Below are 24,048 nucleotides of genomic sequence, written 5' to 3'. Positions count from 1 at the left end.
TAGCTCGATAAAAATGAATACATCTTTAGCTAATCAAACTTATGTTCCAGATATTTTAGGCACGGGTTACGAACAGCTCACACTTAGTTTTCCTAATGATTATGAAGGGAAAGTTGTAGCCACCTTAGTGCGTAAAAAAGCCGCTCAATCTACTCAAAAAGCCGTGCTGTATATTCATGGTTTTTTAGATTATTTCTTTCAAACCGAAATGGCTGAGCAATTCAATGCTCATGGTTATGACTTCTATGCACTTGATTTAAGAAAATATGGCCGCTCAAAGCTACCTCATCAAATTTTCTATAATGTGCTTGATTTAAATGAATACGATGCTGAAATTACACAAGCATTAGAGATTATTGGCAAAGAACAGCACACACAAGTCTTGCTTGCAGGGCATTCGACCGGCGGTTTGACAGCGACGCTTTATGCTGCCCATAACCCAAACCACCCTCTGATTAAAGGACTTTGGGCAAACAGCCCGTTTTACGATTTTAATTTAAGCTTGGTCGAGAAAAAATTTGGTATTCCAGTACTCAGTCGAGTAGGAAAATATCTGCCAAAAGTTAAATTCCCAAGTCAATTAAACAAATGGTACACCGCGAGCCTTCACAAACAGCTCAAGGGCGAATGGGACTTTAATCTGGACTGGAAACCTACCTCCGCCCCTACGGTTCAACTCAGCTTTCTACATGCGATTCATACGGCACAAAAAGAAATACATCGCGGGGTTAAACTCAATATTCCCGCCCTGATTATGCATTCTCATCAGACTAAAAACCCTAAAAAATGGGGAGCAGATGCGACTCAAAGCGATGTAATTTTAGACGTTAAAGACATTGAAAAATTTGGTAAAAAAATCAAAGGCGATGTCTCTGTTGTCTCTATTCACAATGGGTTGCATGATTTAGTCCTTTCGGCCCAGCCAGTACGAGAACAAGTCTATCAACAATTGTTTCAGTGGCTGGATCAAAAAATCACTTAACTGAGCTTAGGTGAGTCAAGGTATTTCATCAGCAATTGATGCGCGGGATGTTCACTCGGTACTAACTCCATAAGACGTTCTACCGCATCGATTGCTTCAGGGAAATGAGCTAAATGCTTGAGTAATAAATCCGTTTCTTGGGTTTTAAAAATCGCATCGCTCAAGCGTGATTCGAGGCAGTCGCGCCATGCACATAAAAATGGACTTTCCGTTTTTGCTAGAAATACACCTGTGTAAAGCTGCAAAGCTGAGGCTGCATATCCTGCATCGAGTGCTTGTTCCGCTTGTAAAAAATCGGCTTCAACATGTACAAGTAAACGATATGGACGTGAACCAAGTAAACCACCCAAAATATCTCGAAGTTGAGACATTTCAGCTTTAAGCGTACCCATACTGACTTTACGTTCGCCATAGAGTGCCTGATAAAGATGCTCTAAAGTTAAACCATGCGGACATAGAGCCAATATGGTTAAAATCTCAATTTGACGCGGTGTTAATAATAAACTTTTGCCATTAAATTTAACTTGCGGTGTCGAAAAAGCACGGATATGTAATTGCTGGCGCTGCTGCTCTAGCAAAGCAGACTGAATAATGGATGCACAACGTTCAGCAGCCAATATTCCTAAACTATTATGGTTCTTCCACGTGGTTGATAAATCAACGACACCGAGGGTTTGTTTTGAGTATGGATCGATAATCGGTGCGGCATAGCATACCCACTCGTGGATCGATTCCATGTAATGTTCATTTGAAAAAACACAGCTTGATTGTTGAGTTTTTAAAGATAAAGCTAAGGCATTTGTGCCCACAAATTCTTCACGCCACTGACCACCCTTCACAAAATGTACACGTTCAGCAGCACTTTGCATTTGAGGACTTGGTGCCGTCCAGATAATGGTACTACCGATATCACCGACAGCAATCACCATTGAAGATTGCTCTGCAATATGACGTAAGTCGTCGGCACATTGGCTTAAAGCCATATCTAAAGCATTTTGTGAAGCAGTTTTTTTCTCGACTAATGGAGCAGCAAAACGCTCTTTAGGAATCGCGGCAGAAGCCGATCGTTCCCACGAGCTTGCAATACTTTGGCCGAGTTTGGCAGCGTTCTGAGGAGAGAGACTATTTTGCGTGCGCAGTTGATCAATCAACGTCCGTTGCTGCAATAAATCCTTTTTTGTGAACATTTGTAAATTCCTTATATATCCACATTTCTATTCCAACCTTTCTCCAACCTTCTTCTTTATATCCTAATTATACAAAGTACGAAAGTACCTACTGACAGGGTTCTTGTTAGTCTTTAGTCCTAAAAAGCAAAGGAATATTTATATGCGCTATATCGATCCAAATCAACCAGGCTCAAAAGTTCAATTTAAATCACAATACGAAAATTTTATTGGCGGTGAATGGGTGGCACCTATAAAGGGTGCATATTTTGATAATGTATCTCCTGTTGATGGAAAAGCTTTCACACGTATTCCACGCTCTAGTGCCGAAGATATTGAACTCGCTCTAGATGCAGCACATAAAGCGAAAGCAACATGGAATAAAGCATCACCAACAGTACGCTCAAATATACTTTTAAAAATTGCTGATCGTTTAGAAGCAAATCTTGAAATGCTTGCTGTTGCCGAAACTTGGGATAATGGTAAAGCGGTACGTGAAACTTTAGCAGCTGACCTTCCGCTCGCGATCGACCATTTCCGTTATTTCGCTGGATGTATACGTGCTCAAGAAGGCGGAATCTCTGAAATTGATGAAGATACCATTGCTTATCATTTCCACGAACCGCTAGGTGTAGTTGGTCAAATTATTCCATGGAACTTCCCGATTTTAATGGCTGCATGGAAACTTGCACCTGCTTTAGCAGCTGGTAACTGTGTCGTGATTAAACCGGCTGAACAAACGCCAGTGGGTATTTTGTTGGTGGCTGAACTCATCCAAGATATCTTACCGCCGGGCGTCCTTAATATTGTCAATGGTTTCGGTTCAGAAGTTGGCCGTCCGTTAGCGACAAACCCACGTATTGCAAAAATCGCATTCACAGGTTCAACTCAAACTGGACAAATGGTGATGCAATATGCGACCGAAAATATTATTCCAGTCACCTTAGAACTTGGCGGTAAGTCACCAAACCTTTTCTTTGAAGATATCATGGATAAAGAAGATGACTTCTTAGAAAAAACACTTGAAGGTTTTGCCATGTTTGCCTTAAACCAAGGTGAAGTATGTACTTGCCCTTCTCGTGCTTTAGTACAAGAAAGCATTGCTGATCAGTTCTTAGAGATGGCTGTCGAACGTGTAAAACGTATTAAAACTGGTCATCCACTTGATACTGAAACGATGATTGGCGCACAAGCATCTTTGCAACAACAAGAGAAAATCTTACGTTGTATTAACACTGGTCGTGAAGAAGGTGCAGAGCTCTTACTTGGCGGTAGCGGCCGTAAAGAAGTAGGCGATGGTTACTATGTTGATCCGACTATTTTTAAAGGTCACAATGGCATGCAAGTTTTCCAAGAAGAAATTTTTGGACCTGTACTTGCTGTGACAACATTCAAAGACTTTGACGATGCAATTAAAATTGCCAATGACACCATGTATGGTTTAGGTGCAGGTGTATGGTCACGTTCAGCTCACATTTCTTATCGTGCGGGTCGTGCTATTGAAGCTGGCCGTGTTTGGACAAACTGCTATAACATCTACCCTGCACATGCTGCATTTGGTGGTTACAAGAAGTCTGGTATTGGTCGTGAAAACCATAAGATGATGCTTGATCACTATCAACAAACTAAAAACTTGTTGGTAAGTTACTCAACTAAACCAATGGGCTTCTTCTAAGTTTCGCACCAAGTTGATACCAAACTATCAACACTAGAAAGAAGTAAGGTCATTCATGATACAAGAAGCCAGTAATTTAGATTACTGGCTTCTTTATTTTGTACTGTTAGTTCTCAAGTTTTTACTATGTGGAATAAAAAACCGTCACCTAATATTTAAAGCAATTTATTTAGGCATTGCTTTTGCATTAATTCATACAAACTAACTCGCAGGAGTATTGTATGAATCAACCAGAAACAGCTTCCCTTATTTCCTCAAAGACAGAAGTCTCGTCAGCAGAATATTTTGCTCAGCGTCAACTTAAACAAGGTACCGTTGGTTGGTTACTCCTGATTGGTTTAGGCGTAGCGTATGTGATATCAGGTGATTTTGCTGGCTGGAACTTCGGCATAGCCCAAGGTGGCTGGGGCGGGATGTTTATTGCCACTGCCCTTGCTGCAATCATGTATCTGTGCCTGTGTCTTTCTATGTCAGAAATGTCCACCATGATGCCAACAGCAGGTGGCGGTTATAGTTTTGCACGTGCTGCCTTTGGCCCTTTTGGGGGCTATTTAACAGGAACAGCTATTTTAATTGAATACGCAATTGCACCAGCGGCGATTGCTGTGTTTATTGGTGGTTATTGCGAATCTCTATTTGGTATTAATGGCTGGGTGATTTACCTCGCCTGCTATGCCATTTTTATGGGCATACATCTAAAAGGTGCCGGCGAAGCCTTAAAAATCATGTTCGCAATTACACTTGTCGCTGCTGTTGCCCTTGTCGTGTTTATTGGGGCAATGATTCCACACTTTAATGCACAAAATTTATTTGATATTCCAGTTGGTACAGGTGTTGGTGCAAGTCGTTTTCTACCTCATGGCTATTTAGGCATTTGGGCCGCTGTTCCTTTTGCAATCTGGTTTTTCCTTGCAGTTGAAGGTGTGCCATTAGCAGCTGAAGAAGCAAAAGATCCAGCCAAATCCCTGCCACGCGGTTTAATCGGAGCAATGCTCATCTTAACGGCCTTTGCCATGCTCATTTTATTCTTAGGTGCAGGTGCAGCGGGTGCAAGTACTTTACAAAACTCTGGCGCTCCCCTCGTCGATGCTCTGGTTAAAGTGTATGGCACCAATACTTGGCTTGCGACTTTTGTTAACTTTGTTGGTTTAGCAGGTTTAATCGCGAGTTTCTTTTCAATTATCTATGCCTATTCGCGTCAAATTTTTTCACTCTCTCGTGCTGGTTACTTACCTACTTCACTCTCTTTAACCAATAAAAATAAAGCCCCTTATCTCGCAATTATTATTCCGGGCATTATCGGGTTCTTGCTTTCACTCACCAAAGAAGGTGATTCACTCATTTTAATCGCTGTTTTTGGTGCCACCATTTCGTATGTGTTGATTCTTTTATCCCACATCAAGCTACGCCTATCTAAACCCGACATGCCTCGCCCTTATAAAACTTCTGGAGGAATCTTCACTTCAAGCATTGCACTGGTTCTAGCAGTCGCTGCTGTGGTCGCAGGCTTTGTTGTTAATCCGAAAGTTTGGTTTATTGCTGCCGCTATTTATGTCGTATTTATTGCTTACTTTTTATTCTATAGCCGTTATCATTTAGTGAAAGGTACACCAGAAGAAGAGTTTGCAAATATTAAAGCAGCAGAACAAGAACTATAAAAAAGGATGCAACTATGAGTTATCGCAATATTGTCGCCAATCAAAAGTATCACTTTGCTGACTTGAAGACCTTGATGGCGAAAGCTACACCGCTACGTTCAGGTGATGAATTAGCAGGTGTAGCCGCCAGAGACGCAACTGAACATGTTGCGGCACAAATGACTTTGGCCGATGTACCGCTTAAAACCTTTTTAAATGAAGTTGTGGTCGATTACGAAACTGATGAAATTACACGACTAATTATTGATGAACATGATCTGGTAGCCTTTGCCCCTATTTCACACTTTACAGTAGGTGATTTTCGAAATTGGTTACTTGGTGAAGAAGCCACTGCTCAAAGTTTAAAAGCCTTAGCATCAGGTTTAACTCCAGAAATGGTAGCTGCTGTCAGCAAAATTATGCGCAATCAAGATTTAATTTATGTCGCCAGCAAATGTGAAGTGATCACCCAGTTTCGCAACACGATTGGTTTAAAAGGCCATCTTTCTACCCGTTTACAACCGAACCACCCTACAGATGATGTGCTCGGTATTTCTGCCAGTATTTTAGATGGTTTGATGTATGGCAATGGTGATGCGGTGATTGGCATCAATCCAGCGACAGATAACTTACATAATTTATCAGAGCTACTAAAATTGCTTGATCATGTCATTCAGGAATATCAAATTCCGACACAATCTTGTGTACTCACCCATATCAGCTCAGGTATTCAACTGGCTGAAAAAAATGTGCCGATTGATTTAATGTTTCAATCAATCGCTGGTACCCAGCTAGCAAACGAAGGATTTGGAATTTCACTCGATTTACTACAAGAGGGATATGAAGCCACACTCGCACTCAAGCGCGGAACCATTGGACAAAATGTTATGTACTTTGAAACGGGTCAAGGCAGTGCCTTATCCAGCAATGCACATCACGGCGTTGACCAGCAAACATTAGAAACACGTGCTTATGCAGTGGCCCGTAAATACAATCCGCTTTTAGTAAATACAGTCGTTGGTTTTATTGGTCCCGAATATCTTTTTAACGGCAAACAAATTATACGTGCAGGTCTAGAAGACCACTTCTGCGGTAAGTTGCTTGGTGTGCCAATGGGCTGCGACATTTGCTATACCAACCATGCCGATGCTGACCAAAATGATATGGATGTTCTCCTTACTCTGTTTGGTGCCGCGGGCATTAACTTTATTATGGGGATTCCGGGTTCAGACGATGTCATGCTCAACTATCAAACCACTTCATTCCATGATGCCCTCTATTTAAGACAACTCCTCGGTTTAAAACCCGCTCCTGAGTTTTCAGCATGGCTTGAACAGCAAGGTATTTTTAAACAACAAAACTCCCAAATATGTTGGGCAGACCACATGCCCGACCAATTCTCTCGTCTGCTCATGAACTAGGGAGAACACCATGAAACTGAACCATGATATTCACTATCCATCCTCTACCCATCAAGATCAGTGGGAAAAACTTAAACAATTTACTGATGCCCGCATTGCATTAGGACGCGCTGGTTGTAGTATCCCAACACGCGCCTTACTTGAGTTTCAGTTGTCTCATGCGCAAGCAAAAGATGCAGTTTATCAAGAGATGGATGTTTCCTACCTCTCGGAGCAATTAGCACAGCAGCAGCTGCAAAATTTTCATATACAAAGTAATGCACCTAATAAAGAAATTTATCTTAAACGCCCGGATTTAGGTCGTCAGCTTTCAAACCCATCAAAAGATACCTTAATTAAGAAGTATGCAGAAAACCCTCAACAGTATGATGTTTGTATTGTGGTAGGTGACGGTCTCTCTGCAAGAGCGATTGAAGCAAATGCTATCTCATTCATTACAATGCTGAATGAACAAATTCAGCAAGAAAATTGGAGCCTTGCCCCGATTGTACTTGCAACAGGAAGCAGAGTTGCTTTAGGCGATGAAGTTGCAGAAATTTTTAAAGCATCCATGCTTGTGATGCTCATTGGTGAGCGCCCTGGTTTAAGCTCTCCTGACAGTATGGGAATTTACTACACATGGAATGCATATTCAGGCTGCCTCGATGCCAAACGTAATTGTATTTCTAATATTCGCTCAGCAGGTTTAAGTATTCCAGTTGCAGTACAACGTTTAATCGCTTTAATGAAAAAATCCAAACAACTTGGTTTCTCAGGAGTTAATCTAAAAGATGAGCATCAACTTTCAAATATAGATTTTGCAGAAACTCAAAAGCTATTATTTTAAGCAATGGAATATGCAAAGAGATTTATTGAAAAATAGATAATCCTTTGCATAACAATATTATCTTAACGAAAAATATCAATTTTCAGGTATTGACGATTTATACAGATATTTTCTTCTTTATATTTATCGCTATACTCCACCTATTGATCTTCTATGAATCATTTGTATGAACACAACAAACGCCTTCCCTAAAACTATTTATGCCATTCAGCATCTTGCTTTCGAAGACTTAGGTTCATTAGAAGATGTCTTTTATCAACTTGGATTTCGCGTCCGTTATTTTGAAGCGGGTGTTGACGATTTAACTGCTGCTTTTGCACACGATGGATTAACTATTATTTTAGGTGGCCCAATCGGAGTTTATGAAACTGAAGATTATCCATTTTTAAAAGACGAAATTGCTTTACTTAAACAACGTCTAGCAGCAGATAAACCTACACTTGGTATTTGTTTAGGTGCACAGCTTATTGCCCATGCGCTTGGCGCAAAAGTATATGCGGGGCATCAGAAAGAAATTGGTTGGGGACCACTGAGCTTAAGCCTACGTGCCAATCAGGTGTTATCTCCTTTGCTTAATAATGTCCATGTTCTACATTGGCATGGCGATACTTTCGACCTCCCTGAAAACGCGGTGTTATTAGCTAGTTCAGAGATTTATACCAATCAAGCATTTGAAGTTGGAAATAATATTCTCGCGTTGCAGTTTCATATTGAAACAACAGAAGAAAATTTTGAGAAATGGTTAATTGGCCATACATGTGAACTTCGTAATGCCAAGATTTCGATTCAGAAACTTCGCGAAGAAAACTTGCAATATGCCCAAGCACTCGAACATGCTGCATTTGAGGTTATTCAAAAATTCTTAAAAAGAATTGGTTATAGTGGATAAACTATAAAGACTCTAATATGCGCGAATATTAAATTTTACCATTTGGTATGATTGCTTGCTTATTTTTCAAACAAAGAGAATGCTATATTCGCCTTTAACAAACATTTAATAAAATTTTCAGTGTATTATTAATTTGTAACACAAAATATACGTTGATTTACTATGGATATCTGGAAATTTCTTAAAAGCTTTAATACGGTCAATACTTATTTATTGCTTTCATGTATTCTCCTTATAATCTTGGTTCTTTATTTTTATGTGATTAATCCAACCTAAGCTAATTTGCCAAGGATATTAATCATAAAGAAAAAGAAAATATGAGAAGACATCTAAATAAAAAGCCCAACTGAGTTGGGCTTTTTTATATCTGTTGTTTACTCACAACATGTTGTTCGTCTTGCGAAAAAGTAAGAGATAATCAATCTCTACTGTCTACTCACAATATATTGTTCGTCTTGCGAAAAAGTAAGAGATAATCAATCTCTTACTTTTTCTCAGGCTTGAAGCTATCTTTTAAATCGAGAATACGGTTAAACACTGGTTTTTCAGGTGAATGATCATATTGATCAGCGACAAAATAGCCTTCACGCTCAAATTGGAAACGATCTTCAGGATTCGCTTGTGCTAAAGCTGGCTCAATAACAGCTTGTACCACTTTTAATGATTCAGGATTAAGATTTGCCAAGAAGTCATCATCTGCATCAGGTGCGGCTTCAGTAAACAAACGATCGTAAATACGCACTTCAGCAGAAATCCCTTTAGTTGCAGATACCCAGTGAATCACGCCTTTAACTTTACGGCCTTCCGGATTCTTTCCTAGAGTTTCAGGGTCAATTGAACATTTCAATTCAATCACTTCACCATTTGCATCTTTAATAACTTCATCACATTTAATCACGTAAGCATGGCGTAAACGCACTTCACCATCAGGAATTAAACGTTTAAAGCCTTTTGGCGGTACTTCTTCAAAATCTTTACGATCAATATAGATTTCCTTGGTTAAAGGAATAACACGATCACCCATATCAACATTAGGATGGCGAGCATGCGTAAGATCCATATCTTCAGGTAAATTAGTTAAAGTCACTTTAAGTGGACTTAAAACAGCCATACCACGCGCAGCAGTATTTTCTAAAGATTGACGAATACAGAACTCAAGCATTGCAACATCAACAATACCGTCAGTTTTTGACACGCCTACACGCTTACAAAAATCACGTAAGCCTTCAGGAGTAAAACCACGACGGCGCATACCGACTACGGTTGGCATACGTGGGTCATCCCAACCATTTACATACGCACCTTCCACCAATTTACGTAATTTACGTTTAGACGTAATGGTGTAATCTACGTTTAAACGAGAAGATTCGTACTGATGCGGCACAGCTTTAGACTTAACTTTTTCAACAATCCAGTCATAAAACGGACGGTGGTCTTGGAACTCTAATGTACAAAGTGAATGTGTGATTCCTTCGATCGCATCAGACAATGGATGAGCATAGTCATACATTGGGTAGATTTTCCACTTATCGCCTGTTTGGTGATGCTCTGAATGTAAAACACGATACAAAATTGGGTCACGCATATGTACATTCGGGCTTGCCATATCAATTTTGGCACGTAAAACAGCTTCACCTTCTTTAAGTTCACCATTGCGCATTTTTTCAAAACGAGCAAGGTTTTCTTCAACAGAAGCATCACGATATGGCGAATTTTTACCTGGTTCAACAAAGCTACCACGATTTAATTTGATTTCTTCTGGAGACTGCAAATCAACATATGCATCGCCTTGTTCAATCAACTGAATTGCCCAAGCATAAAGCTGATCAAAATAACCGGAAGCATAACGTGGTTCGCCATTCCAGCTAAATCCAAGCCACTTCACATCATTGGCGATCCCATCAACATACTCTTGTTCTTCCGCATCCGGGTTGGTATCGTCAAAACGTAAATTACAAAGACCATTAAACTCTTCAGCAACGCCAAAGTTGAGGCAAATTGCTTTTACGTGACCAATATGTAAATAACCATTTGGTTCTGGCGGGAAACGCGTTACGATTTGTTTGGCACGTCCGGCAGCTAAATCATCGGTAATGACTTGGCGAACAAAATCTAATCCAGCCTGTTGTTCTTGCTGCGCAGAATCGACAGAGGCATGAGTATTCGGTGTCGGGTTGTTTGGCAGGTTCGAGACAACATCATTAGGCTTCATAGTGTATCAATCACTTCTTTGTAGATAAAATTTCGAAAAAATAAACGCTATCTTCATTTTTCACAAAGATTTTAACGTTTTTTACTTGCCTTGTAGTTTACAGTTTGCTTATGCTTCTCTCAACCAAAAACCCATGGTCAATTTGCCCATGTTTAGGAGATTAATGTAATGAGTTTTCCTCAAGTCGAATTAAACACCAACAAAGGTCGTATTGTTCTTGAGCTTAACACTGAAAAAGCACCGAAAACGGCTGCTAATTTTCTAGAATACGTACGTGACGGTTTCTATGATGGCGTGATTTTCCACCGCGTTATTGACGGTTTCATGATCCAAGGTGGTGGCTTTGACGAAAACTTCAAAGAAAAAGCAACTCGTGATGCGATTGAAAACGAAGCTGACAACGGTTTAAGCAACGATGTAGGTACCATTGCAATGGCACGTACTCAAGCTCCACACTCTGCTTCTGCACAATTCTTCATCAACGTAAAAAATAACTCTTTCTTGAACCATACTTCAAAAACTGCACAAGGTTGGGGTTATGCTGTATTCGGTAAAGTTGTTGAAGGTATGGACGTTGTAGAAGCAATCAAAGGCGTACGTACAGGTAACCGTGGTTATCACGCTGACGTTCCTTTAGAAAACGTTGTTATTGAATCTGCTAAAATTATTTCTGAATAATTTTAGGATAAAGCTGTGACTTATCTGTTTATTTCAGATTTACACTTGTCACCTGAACACCCTCGACTCGTTCGAGGGTTTTTAGATTTGTTGGTACATTATCAAAATAAACAAACACAGCTTTATATTTTAGGTGATTGGTTTAATGCTTGGATTGGTGATGACTATTCAGCGCCTTGGCTCGACGAAATTGTCGAGGCTTTAAAAGTATTTAACCAAAAAGGGAATCGCGTTTATTTCCAAGTGGGTAACCGAGACTTTGCTTTAAATCAGATTTTCCTCAATAAATTTAACGGTGTATTACTACCTGACATTTATTATCTTAATATTGCTGGACATCAGTACCGCTTAGAACACGGTGATGCACTATGTACAGATGACGTTTCCTATCAAAGATTTAGAAAAATTATTCGAAATCCACTTTTAGTGGCTTTTTTACGCCGTACACCCCTGAGTTTTCGCACCAAACTGGTTAATGGCTTTCGAAAAAGAAGCTCCGCAGATAAACAGCAAAAAAGCTATGAAATTATGGATGTGAATGAACAAGCTGTTATTTCTGCTTTAGAAGATGCAGATATACTGATTCATGGGCATACCCATCGCCCTGCAATTCACCAAGTACAAGCTAAACAACGAATTGTTCTTGGCGATTGGCGTGAAGATCAAGCTTATATTTTAGAAATTGATCCGTCTTCAAATATGCAACAGCTTGAATTGGTTACCTGGAATTATTAGTTAGAAATTAGTCACTTTTTATTTGAATTTTCAATTCTTTAATTTTTTTATTTAAATCAAAATCGTAAATCACACAGATACTGGCAATAAATACAAATTTCCAGCTTATATGTCCATACTTTTGATACTCGATGTATAAAATCAAAAGACTCAAAACCAATGCAAAAATGATAAAGGCTTTAACGATTCTAAATTCTCGCAGCTTACTTTTGCATCTGTTGGCATTAAATCAATCATTTTCAATAGATTACTAAAACTTTATATGAAATTATATTTCTTTATCAAACTACACAGGAAATGTTTTTGAATAAAATAGCGTATGATGGCAAAGATTAAATTCTCTCAATTGCTATACTGATATGGAGTAAAGTATGGATTTATTAAATACGGTTAAAAGTCGCTATACAACAAAAGCGTATGATTCTGAAAAGAAAATTCCTCAAGAAAAAATTAAGAAATTATTAGAAATTTTACGTTTTACCCCATCTTCAGTAAATATTCAGCCTTGGCACTTTGTAGTTGCAGATAATCTTGCAGCGAAAGAACGAATCGCAAAAGCATTAACAGGAAAGTATGCTTACAATGCTCCTAAAGTGCTTGAGTCATCACATACACTTGTATTCTGTACAAAAACGGATATTACATCTGAGTACTTAAATCAACTACTTGAGCAAGATGATTTAAGTGGCCGTTTTAAAGATGAAAAAGCAAAATTAGGTCAAAAAGATACTCGCCATGGCTACGTCGACTTCTACCGAAATGAACAGAAAAATTTATTTGGGTGGATGGAAAATCAAACATTCATTGCTTTAGGACAGCTACTCTTTGCTGCTGGCTTAGAAGGCATTGATGCAACTCCAATGGGTGGCTTTGATGAAGAAGTTCTAAATACTGAGCTCGGGTTAACTGAAAAAGGCTTACGAAGCTCTGTGATTGTTTCTCTAGGCTATCGCAGTGAAAATGACTTTAATGCTAAGCTTCCTAAATCACGTCTGCCAGATGAAGTGATTTTCACATATTTATAAAAATCTCTATAGTTCAAGAGATCCTATTCTCTTGAACTATCAAGCCATTGCGCTAGCTAAACAAACTACCCCACTTATTCCTAAAAGAATCCCCAAAATAGTAGGCCATTTTAATTTTTCTTTATATAAAATCACTCCGCTTAAAATTCCCAATAACACAACAAGAATATTCATACTTGCAAAAACAATGGCAGGAGAATCTTTTAAAAGAATATGAGCTTTTACATATAAAGCAATATTTGAAAAATTAAGTATTCCTAATATTAACCCAGCTATCATACTTTTAAACTGCCACTTTTGAGTCTTCTGTAGCAATAAATATGAAATCGACAATATAAAAGCAGTAATAAAAATAAGATTTAAAGTGAGTGTAAACTGCAGACCTAAACTACTTGTATATTTCAAGAGAATATCTACTGCTGCATAACCACACCATACACTTAAAAGAGCAAAGATCGCCTTTCGAGATTGGTGATTTGCTGAAGAATTGATTTGCCCAAATAATACGAGTAAGACCGCACAAATCCCTAGGCCTACACCCCACAGTTTTAAGGTATTAAATTGTTCATGAAAAAAGAAATATGCCGCAAGTAAGGAAAGAACAACTGAAAGACGCTGTGCAAGTTCGGTTCTCACAATCCCTGCATACTCTAATGATTTAGCAAGACATAAAAAAATACTAGGTAAAATTATTCCTAAAGCAAAGATTAACCACCAAGGCGTATGTTGTATTGAAACATGTTGAATATCAGGCTGAAACCACCAAAAACAAAGAAGACTTGCGCTTGCATAGTTCCATGCAATCATTTGTAGTGGTTGATAACCTTTTCTCTTTAAATTTTTTAATAGGATAGATACCAAGACGCTGCTAAAAGCAGCAGCTAATATTAATAGCATTCATTAAAGCCCTATTTATTTAAATAAAATTAGTCATCATGACAAATCATTCTCCATGACCAGTTAAATATTTTGAATCAACTTTTAAATACACATAAAAAAACCAGTCATTGTCTGACTGGTTTCTTTTAAGATTTCAATTAACGATTATTTTCGTCGTCTTGACCATCTTCAAATTTAGAATCGTTGTCAAAACCACCTTGATGACCACCGAAACCACCTTGACCACCGAAACCGCCTTGACCACCGAAGCCGCCTTGGCCACCGAAACCGCCTTGACCACCGAAGCCGCCTTGGCCACCGAAGCCACCTTGAGCGCCACCGAAGCCGCCTTGAGCGCCACCGAAGCCACCGCCTTGACCGCCGCCAAAGCCGCTACCTTGACCACCAAAACCGCCTTGAGTGCCGCCTTGTGCTGGGAAGCCTGTACCTTGTGCGCCTGCTGGACGAGGGTTACGTGCTGGAACAACAGTTGAAATCGCATGTTTGTAAACCATTTGACTTACAGTATTTTTTAATAAAACAACATATTGGTCAAAAGATTCAATATGACCCTGTAATTTAATACCGTTCACAAGGAAAATAGAAACAGGGATACGTTCTTTACGGAGAGAATTTAAGAACGGATCTTGTAAAGTTTGACCTTTAGACATTTTTAACTCCAAAAAAAATTTTTAAATCAGCGCAAAAAAACTATCTTTATTTTTCAACTAAAAATTATAAAAAGACAGTGTGCAAATTTTGCTTTATCCATAAGAGTTTCGCAAGTCTTCTTTCGCCTGCTTTATCGTCAAGTAAGTTTTAAAATCGTGTATTTCTTGCAAAGAACGTAACCACGTATATTGACGTTTGGCAAGTTGTCGTGTTGCAAATAAAGCTTTATCCTCCATTTCACGTTTACTTTTGAGACTTAGATCACTTTTTAATAGAAATTCTAGTGCTTGTCGATAACCCACCGAACGCATTGAGGGTAAATTTTCATCTAAATCGTATTTTTCAATTAGAGATTCAACTTCACTCAAAAAACCGATATCCCACATTTTGCTTAATCTTTGCTCAATGCGTTGATGTAATTCTACCCGATCCGGAAGTAAAGCGTAGTTATGAAATATGTATCGATATGGTACGTTTTTTGGTTGTTCTGCCTGCAATTTAGTAATTGGTTCACCCGTAATTTTATAAACTTCCAGTGCCCGAATAATTCTTTGCTTATCAGTTACATTAAACTTTATAGCGGCAGCAGGATCTACAGAAACCAACTCATCATAAACTGCCTGCCATCCTTCGTTTAGAGCTTTTTCTTCAATTGCAGCTCGAACTTCAGCATTAGCACTTGGTAAATTACCAGATAACCCTTCTAACAGTGCCTTGAAATATAACATTGTCCCTCCTACTAAAATAGGAGTTTTGCCACGTGAATGCATTTCATCAATCAATTTACATGCCTCTTCAACAAACTGAGCAGCTGAATAGACTTCCAGAGGAGTAATAATATCAATAAGATGATGAGGATAGAGTTCTTGCTCTTCACGAGTTGGTTTAGCCGTACCAATATCCATATCTTTATAGACAAGAGCGGAATCAACAGAAATTAGCTCAAAATTTCCATGCTCGTATAATTCACATGCCAAAGCGGTTTTTCCGCTCGCAGTTGGTCCCATTAAATTGATGACGGGCAATTGATTTGACATGTAAAACTACTCTCCTCGAGCAAATAATTTATCTAATTGAGATAATGGAAATGCACGCCAAGTTGGCCGCCCATGGTTACATTGGCTCGCAAATTCGGTTTGTTCCATTTGACGAAGTAAAGCATTCATTTCTGAAAGACTGAGTTGTCGATGTGCACGTACGGCTCCATGACATGCCATTCCCGCTAACAACTCATCTCTTTTTTGAAGTAATCCTTGTGCTTCATCATTTGGATCTAAATCATTTAAAAGCTCTGGAATAAGATTTTCAAAATCAGCTTTTTGTAATATGGCGGGCACACCACGAACAATAACTTGCTCATCACCATATAAATCAATTTCCAAGCCTAAACGCTCAAGCTGAGGTTTTAATTCTTCGACCCTAACGGCTTGCATACGGCTAATGGAAATTACCTTAGGTATAAGCAACTGCTGAGATGTCCAAAATTCAGGTTTATCCCAAGCATTTTTCATTTGCTGTAATAAAATACGTTCATGTGCCGCATGCATATCAACAATAATAAGCCCTTCGGTATTTTGGGCTAAAATATAAATTCCATGCAGTTGAGCAATTGCGATACCTAATGGGAATTCATCTACTTTAGCAACTGGCTCAACATCCTCATTTACCGAAAAACTAGTAGGTTGGTCGCGAAGTGGGGCTAAATAAGTTTTTAGAGCATTATTTAATTGAGCAGAACCATTATATTTTGGTGTTTGATCTGCATAGTGAACAGCTTGCGGACGACTAGCGTTAAAATCGGTTAATAATTCAGTCGGTGCATGCTGAGTTCGTGCTTCACTGTCTGAATTTAAATTTTCATTTGCACGGTGCAATGAAAATTGTTCTTGATATTTGGGCTGAGGTTGTACTAAATAATCTGAGCTTTCATCCGCTTTCATCGCTTGAGCTAGATCAGCACTCGCTGTCTGAAATTGTGCGAGAGTTTCTTTTGCATAATGTCTTACAAACTCATGCACTTCTCTTTGATTTAAAAATCGAATCTCATGTTTAGTCGGATGAACATTGACATCAATATTTTCGGGGTCAACTTCTAAAAAAAGTAAATAAGATGAATGTTGATGACCATGTAAAATACCGTCATACGCCATACGTAGCGCATGCGAAATCGTTTTATCTTTGACAATACGACCATTTACATAGACATATTGCATATCAGCCTGTGCACGTGCATCTGAAGGATGACCAAGCCAACCTGATAAACGCATACTAATACTTTCAGCATCGATCCAATATGCATTTTGAACAAATTGTGAGCCTAATAATTGCTGAACTCGCTGAAAACGTAGCTCTCCGCTATCCGCTATAGGTAAATTAATTCTTATATTATCATTATGTTCAAGCACAAAACGTATATCGAAATGCGTTAGAGCCAGACGGCGAACAATCTCTTCGATATGCCCAAATTCAGTGGTTGGTTTTTTTAAGAATTTACGGCGTGCAGGAACATTAAAAAATAAGTCCTGAACACGTATATGGGTTCCCTTTTGAGCAGCAACTGCTTGTACTTCTTGATGATCAAATGCTGTACCGTTTACTTCAACTTGATGACCAATACCACTTTCATCTTGGCTACTGGTCAAAGTCAATCTTGAAACCGCAGCAATCGAAGCTAAGGCTTCCCCACGGAACCCCAAACTCACAATCGCATGTAAATCTTCAGCGGTTTTAATCTTACTTGTGGCATGACGCATGACAGCAAGTGCTAAATCATCTGGATGAATACCATGCCCATTATCAATGATTTCGATTAAAGTCGAACCACCTTGAGCAATCCGTACAATCAGCTCAGTTGCACCTGCATCAATTGAGTTTTCTAATAATTCTTTGACCACAGAAGAAGGACGCTCAATCACCTCACCTGCTGCAATCTGGTTCGCTAACGCTGCGTCTAATGTATGAATACGACGTTGTGTTAGCTTTTCATCAGTCATGAAGCTGTTCCTGCAAAGTCTGATACAAATTTTCTGTTGATAAAGTTAACGTTACTAAACGAGCCAACTCATCATCTGACTTTTGAATGTCAATGATGATATCCGCTTGTGGAATTTCATCACCACCTTTAGAAGGCCATTCAAATAGAAATAACGCATCTGTGATATCCAAATAATCACGGATTCCCATTAATTCAAGTTCGTAGGGGTCATTCAAACGATATAAATCAAAATGAAAAATTTCTTTATCATTAATTTTATACGGCTCAACAAGCGTATAAGTTGGACTTTTAACAGAACCTTTATGACCCAAAGCCTGTAAGAAATAGCGCGTAAGTGTGGTTTTACCCGCACCTAGGTCCCCGATTAAATAAATTACACCCGACTGAACATGCTGCGCCAAAGCTCGAGCTAAACGCTCAGTATCTTCTTCATGATTTAAGACCAATTTCAATGAATACGACATAGCACACATAACATGATTCAAAATAATCGATATGATAACATTGCCCTGCCTTAAAAGCCTACTTAAGCCCTAGAAGTTGGCTTTTTTTATATCAATTTTCTTAAATATTCACACTTTCTTATGTCTAGTCCGAACGATTTTTTGCCACCTATGATTGATGGTGTAAGCGCAAGCCAAGTTTATCTTCCTCAACAAAAAGACACTCAAACGATTTATGAGTATCTCTGTGGTCACTTTGCACATATTAGAACAGATGAGTGGAAACAAAGATTTCAAGACGGACTTATTTATGGGGCAAATGGACAAAAACTAACATTAGATAGTCCATACCAAAGTAATAGTCATATTTTTTATTATCGATTTCTTGCTTATGAAGTCCACGTTCCATTTGAACATCGGATTTTATTTGAGAATGATGATCTACTGGTGGTCGATAAACCACATTTTTTAACAATTAGCCCGACAGGACAATATGTTCAAGAAACTCTTTTAGTGCGGCTAAAAAAACAAACTGGCAATGAATTTTTAACACCTATTCATCGCTTAGACCGCGAAACCGCGGGTGTTGTTCTATTTTGCAAGCGGGTTGAGTCGCGTGGTATTTATCAACAATTATTTGCAGAGCGCCGAGTCAATAAAATTTATCACGCTATTGCACCTTATAAAAAAGATTTAAATTTTCCTCAAACATTATATTTGCATTTAGATAAAGGCCATCCTTTTTATACGATGCAGGTTATAGAAAATGTGAAAGCCAATACCCAGACTGATATTGAGCTTATAGAGCACAACCAGATTTGGGCAAAATATCGTTTAACTCCTACAACGGGCAAACAGCACCAACTTCGTGTGCATCTTAATTACTTAGAAATTCCGATTAAAAATGATCCATTTTATCCCGTAGTTCAGCACAAATCTGAGGATGACTTCTCAGAACCATTACAGCTTCTAGCTAAGCATATTTCATTTACAGACCCCGTCACAAAAGAGGGAATGTCTTTTAATTCCAAGTTTGAATTGACATTGTAATGTAACCGTAATGACAAAAAGATTATTTTTTATGCCAAAAAGCATTGAAATTACATTGCGATGGTTTAAAATAAATTCCTAAAAATTAAAATCATTTGGTTTTATTATTCATGCGAAAAACAGAAGTTTATCAGGTTCGACTTGACTCCCAAGAAAAAAAGCAGGCTTTTGCTGTTTTTAAACAACTGGGAATTACCCCTGCCCAAGCAGTACGACTTTTTTTTAAACAGGTCGTATTAACTAAATCTATTCCTTTTGCTATCGAAAATCAGAATATTAATATGGAACAATTATTAAAACTGAGAAAAGCAAAAGCATCTTCATTAAACCAAAATTCATCAACTTTAGCTGAAGATGATGACCATGAAGATTTATTTGAAGAGTTGAATGCACTTCTTGGTGAAAGCGACAAAACTTAACACTGTTGCATTTATAAACAAGTTTTAACGTCAAAAAGCTCTTTTTTTCGTTATGCTCTCTTTGTAAAAACATAATGATAAGTTACAAGGAGTGCCAAATGATCGTTAGACGAGCGACTTTTGAAGATTTAGAGCAACTCGCCGTTTTATTTGATGAATATCGCCAATTTTATGGGGCCTCTTCTAATTTTAATGAATCACTTCACTTCCTAAAACAACGTTTTGAGAATAGAGAAAGTGTGTTCTTCATTCATATTAAAGACGATAAAATTACGGGTTTTATTTTACTCTATTTAGGTTTTTCTTCAGTTGCTTGTTCCACTTACTATATCCTAGATGATGTCTATGTTACGCCTGTTTTTCGTCGTCAAGGTTCTGCTAAACAGCTAATCGATACAGCAATCTTATTTGCAAAGCAAGAGAATGCTTTGCGGATTAGTTTAGAAACTCAAAGCAACAATCATGAATCTCATCGCTTATATGAACAAATGGGATTTATTCGAGATAGCGAGTTCCAAACCTTCCATTGTTTTCTCAAATGATATTTTGAGCGAGTTGTTTTTGTTCTTCAGATAAATAAACCCATTCTCCATCTTCAAGTTCAGGTAAAACCAATTGCCCGACTTGATGGCGATGTAATGCTTCTACCTTATTTCCCACGGCTGCAATCATTCTTTTTACTTGATGATAAACACCTTGATGAATCGTCATGGTTAATTGATGCATTTCTAATATCGCTACATCCGTTGCAGCGAAAATACCTTTTTCTTGATGTAGGCTCACACCTTGGCTCAGCATTTCAATTTGCTCAGGTGTAACTGGATCTATAGTCGTAACATGATAAACCTTTGGAACATGCTTACGGGGATGAGTTAAAGCTTGAAGATATTTACCGTCATCAGTAAGTAAAAGTAAGCCCGTTGTATCTTGATCTAGACGGCCAATGGCTTGCACACCACGTTGAATCATGATTTCCGGTAAAAGGCTAAATACACTTTGATGATGGTGAGGTTGGTGTGAACACTCAAAACCTTTTGGTTTTTTTAGCGCAAGATAAACTTTTTCTCGATATTGATAAGTTTCCCCAAAAAGAGAAAATTCTAAATTTTCTGGAGAGAATTGCTTTTTGAGATCATCTGCAACCTCTCCATCAACACTTACAGATCCGTTTTTTATTAACTGCTGGCAATATTTACGAGAACCAAACCCTTGTGATTGTAAAATTTTTTCCAGCAGCATGAAGTTTTCTCATTAGAACTAAGCTGTTATTTTAACGTAGTTCCATTTTTTACTAAACACTACTCGCTACTGTTTTCATCTACTTGAACTAGCTCGCAACCTTACTCTTCAACGACTCGATAAATATTTTCGTTCTGTTCGCTTTCAAATAATAATTCTGTAGTAGGCAAAATAATTTCATTATCAACAATAATATGCTCAATTCGTTGGCTTAGTTTTAAAGATTCATTTTCATGTTCCACTAAATTTTTCTTTAGTTGTGCTTTTGCATCATGAATCTTATCAAACTGATCTTTGATCTTGATATCTATAATGTCCATAAAAATATCCCGTACTCATGAGTAATGACTATTTTTATATCATAATTTTTAAACACTATAATTTTTAACTTGTTAATTTATATAACATTGTGTCCAAGCGTAACCAAAAATTAAAACTCCTTATCATTGAGAGATATACACTCAATTTTTAATTAAGAAGAGCTGAAATCAGCTGTATCTTTTAAAGCTTTCACATTCCAACTCTTAAATATTATACAATTCCATTTATTTATAATGCCCTCCGCTCGCCATGCTTGCCCAATTTGATGTTAATTTAGTTGTTCTACTCGTTCTGCTTGTCTGCGGCTTATTAAGTCAAAATGCAGCTGTAACTATTGCAGCAGGTGTGTTGATTGTCGTTAAAATCACACCATTAAATGAGTTTTTCCCTTATATTCAAGCTCATGGTCTTAATTTAGGAATTCTTATTTTAACCATTGGCGTACTCACTCCAATTGCCAGTGGGAAACTCAGTGGAGAGAGTATTTTAAAATCCTTTATTAGTGTTAAGTCTCTTATGGCTATCGCAATTGGCCTGTTAGTCGCCTGGCTAGGTGGTCGCGGAGTAAAACTAATGTCAAGCCAACCTGACGTGGTTGCAGGTTTACTCATTGGTACAGTTGCTGGCGTCGCCTTACTCCGTGGTGTACCAGTCGGTCCTCTAATTGCAGCAGGCTTACTCTCTTTATTTATTGGCAAATAAAAAATCAACATGAAAAAGGTGCAATAAAGCACCTTTTTAAGACTTAGGCTAAATTATTTTTTAGCCAGAATAATAAGCGTTTCGCTTTAAAGAGAACTTTTCTAACTGCTTTAAAAAGCCTTCAAAATAACTTTTCTCTTTTTCTTCAGTTCGGTAGCCTGCATATAAAGTTCGTCTTAAACCTGTAGGAGAAACACAATCTAAACGACGACTAGTAACCCATCCCTTTTGTTCATATTCATTGACTACCCAATCAGGTAAAGCAGCAATACCTCGTCCACTTGCAACAAGTTGAATAAGCATTTGAGTTAAATCTGTTGTCCGTATTTGTTTAGGCTGAATATTCGCGGGGATGAAAAGTTTAGACATAATATCTAAACGGTGCTTATCAACCGGATAAGTAATTAAAACTTCTTCGGCCAACTCTTGAACTGTAATATTTTCAGCCCGCACCAAAGGGTGAGTATTTGATAAGACTAACCGTGACTCATATTCAAAAATCGGAAAATACTCAATTCCTTTTAACGCAATTGGATCAGCTGTAATCAGTAAATCAAATTCTGCATTTTGTAAGAGTTCATGTGGATTAGCTTCAAACCCCGAAGCAAAGTCTAAATCGACGTCAGGATATTGCTGGCGATACTGATTTAATAAAGGCATTAACCAGTCAAAGCAACTATGGCATTCCGATGAAAAAATAATTCTACCTGTCTGTCCATGCACAATACGTGTGATATCACTATGTGTAATCTGGATTTGTGGTAAAACATCATCAGCCAATTTTAATAAGCGCTGTCCAACATTAGAAAAACTAACAGGTCTACTTCGACGATTAACTACTTCTACTCCATACCAATGATCTAATTCTTTTAATTGATGAGAAATAGCAGATGGCGTTAAACAAAGATCATTTGCTGCCGAAACTAATGAACCATGCTCGCGTAAAGCAACTAGAGTTTTAAGGTGGCGTATTTCTAACATGGGCCCAAGCCTAAAAAACAGATTTATCTATAAATGGTTAAAGCTCATCTTTGCTTTTCCATAAAAATTTCGACAAATCCTTATTAATGAATTTTATTCAGTTTAACATAAAATTGATTAGTTTGTCTCAACATGAATTTTATTTCATTATCTTTTACTTGCAATGAATTTTTGTTTCCTCTGAAACTAAAGTGAAATTAAACGTTTTAATGAAGTTTTTTAATGAGTAAGAATATAAAAACTAAAAATAGGCCTAATAAAGACCTATTTTTTAAAACACTAAAAACTATTGCGCTAAAACATTTAAGCTAATAATCGTATAGCTCTGATCTTTAGGTTTTAATTTCAAATTTAGAGGAGCTGTTACTTCTACTAGGTACTCTCCAACTTTTGGAAACGTAAGTTCGACTTGACCGTTGCCTCCCGCGTTAAACTGCTGCGCTTGCTTGTCAGTTGCACCCTTTTCTCTTAAATTCACTTCAGCATAAGCTAAAGGTTGTCCTTTTTCAGTTATGGTTAATTTAACAGGTTGAGCAGTTTTAATCTGGTTTGGATGTACAGAGAAACTAACTTTAATCGGTATATTCGGAAGCTGAATATCTGAAACTTTTCCTTTAGAAAGATAACTCTGCAATATCCACTCACGTGTTACTTGTTCTGTTTTAATTGTTTTTGTTTTAAGGTCAGTCGGAATCAAATATTCACGTTCTGCTTTCGGCGGAGCTTTATCAGCTGGCATATCAAAAAATAAATGCCATGCTTTTTGGTCATATACATATTTCAAAGGATAATTTGCCTGAGTTTGAACAATGTATGTGCCTTCTTCAGGTAGATCTACATCAAAAACAGTAGCAGACTTATTCAGGGCTTCTGAATTGACGGTTTTAAGCTCATTTTTAGGTGTAATTACAGTAAGCTTAGCATCCTTTAAAGCATATTCACTATTTAATGCTTCTTCCGCATAACCAGCAATTACGGGTACTTGAGTCTGTTCAGTTTTATAAGCTACAGGAGCTACATAAGGTTCATGAGCAAAGCCTGTTGTACATATCAATGCAAGTGACGTCATTAGAAATCTATTCATTATTACAAAATCCTGTT

The 24,048-nt window shown here is 37.9% G+C and carries 24 protein-coding genes and 1 pseudogene; 13 read left to right on the top strand and 12 right to left on the bottom strand.

The features are described 5' to 3' along the window. The first annotated feature begins 13 nt into the window (after positions 1–13). The gene (locus F928_RS08360; protein ID WP_005073692.1) at positions 14–982 is read left to right on the top strand and encodes an alpha/beta hydrolase; all 969 of its coding nucleotides are present in this window, start codon (positions 14–16) and stop codon (positions 980–982) included. Here F928_RS08360 and F928_RS08355 read toward each other — a convergent pair. Further along, complete coding sequence (locus F928_RS08355; protein ID WP_005073689.1) at positions 979–2,169, bottom strand: helix-turn-helix domain-containing protein; 1,191 nt, start codon at positions 2,167–2,169, stop codon at positions 979–981. The genes F928_RS08360 and F928_RS08355 overlap by 4 nt on opposite strands. 142 nt (positions 2,170–2,311) lie before the next feature. Here F928_RS08355 and aldA point away from each other — a divergent pair, with 142 nt between their 5' ends. The 5 genes from aldA (at position 2,312) to F928_RS08330 (ending at position 8,596) form a co-directional block, all read left to right on the top strand. Further along, positions 2,312–3,823 (top strand): acetaldehyde dehydrogenase ExaC, encoded by a 1,512-nt coding sequence (gene aldA / locus F928_RS08350; protein ID WP_002119354.1) that lies wholly within the window; start codon positions 2,312–2,314, stop codon positions 3,821–3,823. Positions 3,824–4,044: 221 nt separating this feature from the next. Beyond that, positions 4,045–5,481: an ethanolamine permease gene (eat, locus tag F928_RS08345; protein ID WP_005073684.1), complete on the top strand. Its 1,437-nt coding sequence runs from the start codon at positions 4,045–4,047 to the stop codon at positions 5,479–5,481. Positions 5,482–5,495: 14 nt separating this feature from the next. Beyond that, positions 5,496–6,881, top strand: a complete 1,386-nt coding sequence (gene eutB / locus F928_RS08340) for an ethanolamine ammonia-lyase subunit EutB (protein WP_005073681.1) — start codon at positions 5,496–5,498, stop codon at positions 6,879–6,881. A gap of 10 nt (positions 6,882–6,891) precedes the next feature. Next, positions 6,892–7,707, top strand: coding sequence for an ethanolamine ammonia-lyase subunit EutC (eutC, locus tag F928_RS08335; RefSeq protein WP_005073679.1), 816 nt, complete (start codon positions 6,892–6,894; stop codon positions 7,705–7,707). A 166-nt stretch (positions 7,708–7,873) separates the two neighbouring features. Beyond that, positions 7,874–8,596 carry a glutamine amidotransferase gene (locus F928_RS08330; protein ID WP_005073676.1) on the top strand — a complete coding sequence of 241 codons (723 nt, stop codon included), beginning with the start codon at positions 7,874–7,876 and terminating at the stop codon, positions 8,594–8,596. A gap of 484 nt (positions 8,597–9,080) precedes the next feature. Here F928_RS08330 and F928_RS08325 read toward each other — a convergent pair whose 3' ends face one another. Next, positions 9,081–10,808: a glutamine--tRNA ligase/YqeY domain fusion protein gene (locus tag F928_RS08325; RefSeq protein WP_005073674.1), complete on the bottom strand. Its 1,728-nt coding sequence runs from the start codon at positions 10,806–10,808 to the stop codon at positions 9,081–9,083. Positions 10,809–10,976: 168 nt separating this feature from the next. Here F928_RS08325 and ppiB point away from each other — a divergent pair, with 168 nt between their 5' ends. Together ppiB and lpxH are read left to right on the top strand one after the other, a co-directional pair. Then, entirely contained in the window at positions 10,977–11,486 is a 510-nt protein-coding gene (ppiB, locus tag F928_RS08320) for a peptidylprolyl isomerase (RefSeq protein ID WP_000009660.1), read from the top strand. A gap of 15 nt (positions 11,487–11,501) precedes the next feature. Next, positions 11,502–12,221 (top strand): UDP-2,3-diacylglucosamine diphosphatase, encoded by a 720-nt coding sequence (gene lpxH, locus F928_RS08315; RefSeq protein ID WP_005073671.1) that lies wholly within the window; start codon positions 11,502–11,504, stop codon positions 12,219–12,221. 7 nt (positions 12,222–12,228) lie between these two features. Here the strand turns inward: lpxH and F928_RS22730 are convergent. Continuing rightward, positions 12,229–12,458, bottom strand: a pseudogene (locus F928_RS22730) (hypothetical protein). Positions 12,459–12,592: 134 nt separating this feature from the next. On the opposite strand from F928_RS22730, the gene nfsB reads away from it, so the two are divergent. Then, positions 12,593–13,246: an oxygen-insensitive NAD(P)H nitroreductase gene (gene nfsB / locus F928_RS08310; RefSeq protein WP_005073668.1), complete on the top strand. Its 654-nt coding sequence runs from the start codon at positions 12,593–12,595 to the stop codon at positions 13,244–13,246. A 39-nt stretch (positions 13,247–13,285) separates the two neighbouring features. Here nfsB and F928_RS08305 read toward each other — a convergent pair whose 3' ends face one another. The 5 genes from F928_RS08305 to tsaE all read right to left on the bottom strand — a co-directional run bounded on the left by F928_RS08305 (position 13,286) and on the right by tsaE (position 18,256). Next, on the bottom strand, positions 13,286–14,143 hold the full coding sequence (locus F928_RS08305) for a DMT family transporter (protein WP_005073664.1): 858 nt from the start codon (positions 14,141–14,143) through the stop codon (positions 13,286–13,288). A gap of 140 nt (positions 14,144–14,283) precedes the next feature. Further along, on the bottom strand, positions 14,284–14,796 hold the full coding sequence (gene hfq, locus F928_RS08300; RefSeq protein ID WP_002122267.1) for an RNA chaperone Hfq: 513 nt from the start codon (positions 14,794–14,796) through the stop codon (positions 14,284–14,286). A gap of 93 nt (positions 14,797–14,889) precedes the next feature. Beyond that, positions 14,890–15,834: a tRNA (adenosine(37)-N6)-dimethylallyltransferase MiaA gene (gene miaA, locus F928_RS08295; RefSeq protein ID WP_005073661.1), complete on the bottom strand. Its 945-nt coding sequence runs from the start codon at positions 15,832–15,834 to the stop codon at positions 14,890–14,892. A 6-nt stretch (positions 15,835–15,840) separates the two neighbouring features. Then, the gene (gene mutL, locus F928_RS08290; RefSeq protein WP_005073657.1) at positions 15,841–17,790 is read right to left on the bottom strand and encodes a DNA mismatch repair endonuclease MutL; all 1,950 of its coding nucleotides are present in this window, start codon (positions 17,788–17,790) and stop codon (positions 15,841–15,843) included. Next, positions 17,783–18,256, bottom strand: a complete 474-nt coding sequence (gene tsaE, locus F928_RS08285) for a tRNA (adenosine(37)-N6)-threonylcarbamoyltransferase complex ATPase subunit type 1 TsaE (RefSeq protein WP_005073654.1) — start codon at positions 18,254–18,256, stop codon at positions 17,783–17,785. The genes mutL and tsaE overlap by 8 nt, the downstream gene beginning before the upstream one ends. A 120-nt stretch (positions 18,257–18,376) precedes the next feature. On the opposite strand from tsaE, the gene F928_RS08280 reads away from it, so the two are divergent. The 3 genes from F928_RS08280 (at position 18,377) to F928_RS08270 (ending at position 20,246) form a co-directional block, all read left to right on the top strand. Continuing rightward, positions 18,377–19,285: a pseudouridine synthase gene (locus tag F928_RS08280; protein WP_005073652.1), complete on the top strand. Its 909-nt coding sequence runs from the start codon at positions 18,377–18,379 to the stop codon at positions 19,283–19,285. A gap of 110 nt (positions 19,286–19,395) precedes the next feature. After that, positions 19,396–19,704: a type II toxin-antitoxin system RelB/DinJ family antitoxin gene (locus F928_RS08275; protein WP_002122138.1), complete on the top strand. Its 309-nt coding sequence runs from the start codon at positions 19,396–19,398 to the stop codon at positions 19,702–19,704. Between the two features lie 98 nt (positions 19,705–19,802). Continuing rightward, a complete protein-coding gene (locus F928_RS08270) occupies positions 19,803–20,246 on the top strand; it encodes a GNAT family N-acetyltransferase (RefSeq protein ID WP_002122286.1) in 444 nt (147 codons plus the stop codon). On the opposite strand, the gene rsuA is transcribed toward F928_RS08270, so the two are convergent. Then, entirely contained in the window at positions 20,239–20,943 is a 705-nt protein-coding gene (rsuA, locus tag F928_RS08265) for a pseudouridine synthase (RefSeq protein ID WP_002122183.1), read from the bottom strand. The two genes, F928_RS08270 and rsuA, sit on opposite strands and share 8 nt — an antisense overlap. 101 nt (positions 20,944–21,044) lie before the next feature. Beyond that, positions 21,045–21,263: a hypothetical protein gene (locus F928_RS08260; RefSeq protein WP_002122273.1), complete on the bottom strand. Its 219-nt coding sequence runs from the start codon at positions 21,261–21,263 to the stop codon at positions 21,045–21,047. Positions 21,264–21,513: 250 nt separating this feature from the next. Between F928_RS08260 and F928_RS08255 the strand changes: the two genes are divergently transcribed. Further along, complete coding sequence (locus tag F928_RS08255; protein ID WP_002122149.1) at positions 21,514–21,966, top strand: DUF441 domain-containing protein; 453 nt, start codon at positions 21,514–21,516, stop codon at positions 21,964–21,966. Positions 21,967–22,026: 60 nt separating this feature from the next. Here the strand turns inward: F928_RS08255 and metR are convergent, their stop codons facing one another. Both metR and F928_RS08245 read right to left on the bottom strand, forming a co-directional pair. Continuing rightward, entirely contained in the window at positions 22,027–22,947 is a 921-nt protein-coding gene (gene metR / locus F928_RS08250; RefSeq protein WP_002122195.1) for a LysR family transcriptional regulator, read from the bottom strand. A gap of 286 nt (positions 22,948–23,233) precedes the next feature. Beyond that, positions 23,234–24,031: a DUF4198 domain-containing protein gene (locus tag F928_RS08245; RefSeq protein ID WP_005073646.1), complete on the bottom strand. Its 798-nt coding sequence runs from the start codon at positions 24,029–24,031 to the stop codon at positions 23,234–23,236. Positions 24,032–24,048 lie beyond the last annotated feature (17 nt).

The organism is Acinetobacter pittii ATCC 19004 = CIP 70.29 (genome assembly GCF_000369045.1).
Lineage (GTDB): Bacteria > Pseudomonadota > Gammaproteobacteria > Pseudomonadales > Moraxellaceae > Acinetobacter > Acinetobacter pittii.
Note: the sequence above shows the minus strand (reverse complement) of the source record. Positions and strands in the feature narration are given on the sequence as shown.

Coding starts and splice junctions, on each gene's coding strand:
- F928_RS08360 (WP_005073692.1), top strand. CDS start 14: ATGAATACATCTTTAGCTAATCAAACTTATGTTCCAGATATTTTAGGC.
- F928_RS08355 (WP_005073689.1), bottom strand. CDS start 2,169: ATGTTCACAAAAAAGGATTTATTGCAGCAACGGACGTTGATTGATCAA.
- aldA (WP_002119354.1), top strand. CDS start 2,312: ATGCGCTATATCGATCCAAATCAACCAGGCTCAAAAGTTCAATTTAAA.
- eat (WP_005073684.1), top strand. CDS start 4,045: ATGAATCAACCAGAAACAGCTTCCCTTATTTCCTCAAAGACAGAAGTC.
- eutB (WP_005073681.1), top strand. CDS start 5,496: ATGAGTTATCGCAATATTGTCGCCAATCAAAAGTATCACTTTGCTGAC.
- eutC (WP_005073679.1), top strand. CDS start 6,892: ATGAAACTGAACCATGATATTCACTATCCATCCTCTACCCATCAAGAT.
- F928_RS08330 (WP_005073676.1), top strand. CDS start 7,874: ATGAACACAACAAACGCCTTCCCTAAAACTATTTATGCCATTCAGCAT.
- F928_RS08325 (WP_005073674.1), bottom strand. CDS start 10,808: ATGAAGCCTAATGATGTTGTCTCGAACCTGCCAAACAACCCGACACCG.
- ppiB (WP_000009660.1), top strand. CDS start 10,977: ATGAGTTTTCCTCAAGTCGAATTAAACACCAACAAAGGTCGTATTGTT.
- nfsB (WP_005073668.1), top strand. CDS start 12,593: ATGGATTTATTAAATACGGTTAAAAGTCGCTATACAACAAAAGCGTAT.
- F928_RS08305 (WP_005073664.1), bottom strand. CDS start 14,143: ATGCTATTAATATTAGCTGCTGCTTTTAGCAGCGTCTTGGTATCTATC.
- hfq (WP_002122267.1), bottom strand. CDS start 14,796: ATGTCTAAAGGTCAAACTTTACAAGATCCGTTCTTAAATTCTCTCCGT.
- miaA (WP_005073661.1), bottom strand. CDS start 15,834: ATGTCAAATCAATTGCCCGTCATCAATTTAATGGGACCAACTGCGAGC.
- mutL (WP_005073657.1), bottom strand. CDS start 17,790: ATGACTGATGAAAAGCTAACACAACGTCGTATTCATACATTAGACGCA.
- tsaE (WP_005073654.1), bottom strand. CDS start 18,256: ATGTCGTATTCATTGAAATTGGTCTTAAATCATGAAGAAGATACTGAG.
- F928_RS08280 (WP_005073652.1), top strand. CDS start 18,377: ATGTCTAGTCCGAACGATTTTTTGCCACCTATGATTGATGGTGTAAGC.
- F928_RS08275 (WP_002122138.1), top strand. CDS start 19,396: ATGCGAAAAACAGAAGTTTATCAGGTTCGACTTGACTCCCAAGAAAAA.
- F928_RS08270 (WP_002122286.1), top strand. CDS start 19,803: ATGATCGTTAGACGAGCGACTTTTGAAGATTTAGAGCAACTCGCCGTT.
- rsuA (WP_002122183.1), bottom strand. CDS start 20,943: ATGCTGCTGGAAAAAATTTTACAATCACAAGGGTTTGGTTCTCGTAAA.
- F928_RS08260 (WP_002122273.1), bottom strand. CDS start 21,263: ATGGACATTATAGATATCAAGATCAAAGATCAGTTTGATAAGATTCAT.
- F928_RS08255 (WP_002122149.1), top strand. CDS start 21,514: ATGCTTGCCCAATTTGATGTTAATTTAGTTGTTCTACTCGTTCTGCTT.
- metR (WP_002122195.1), bottom strand. CDS start 22,947: ATGTTAGAAATACGCCACCTTAAAACTCTAGTTGCTTTACGCGAGCAT.
- F928_RS08245 (WP_005073646.1), bottom strand. CDS start 24,031: ATGAATAGATTTCTAATGACGTCACTTGCATTGATATGTACAACAGGC.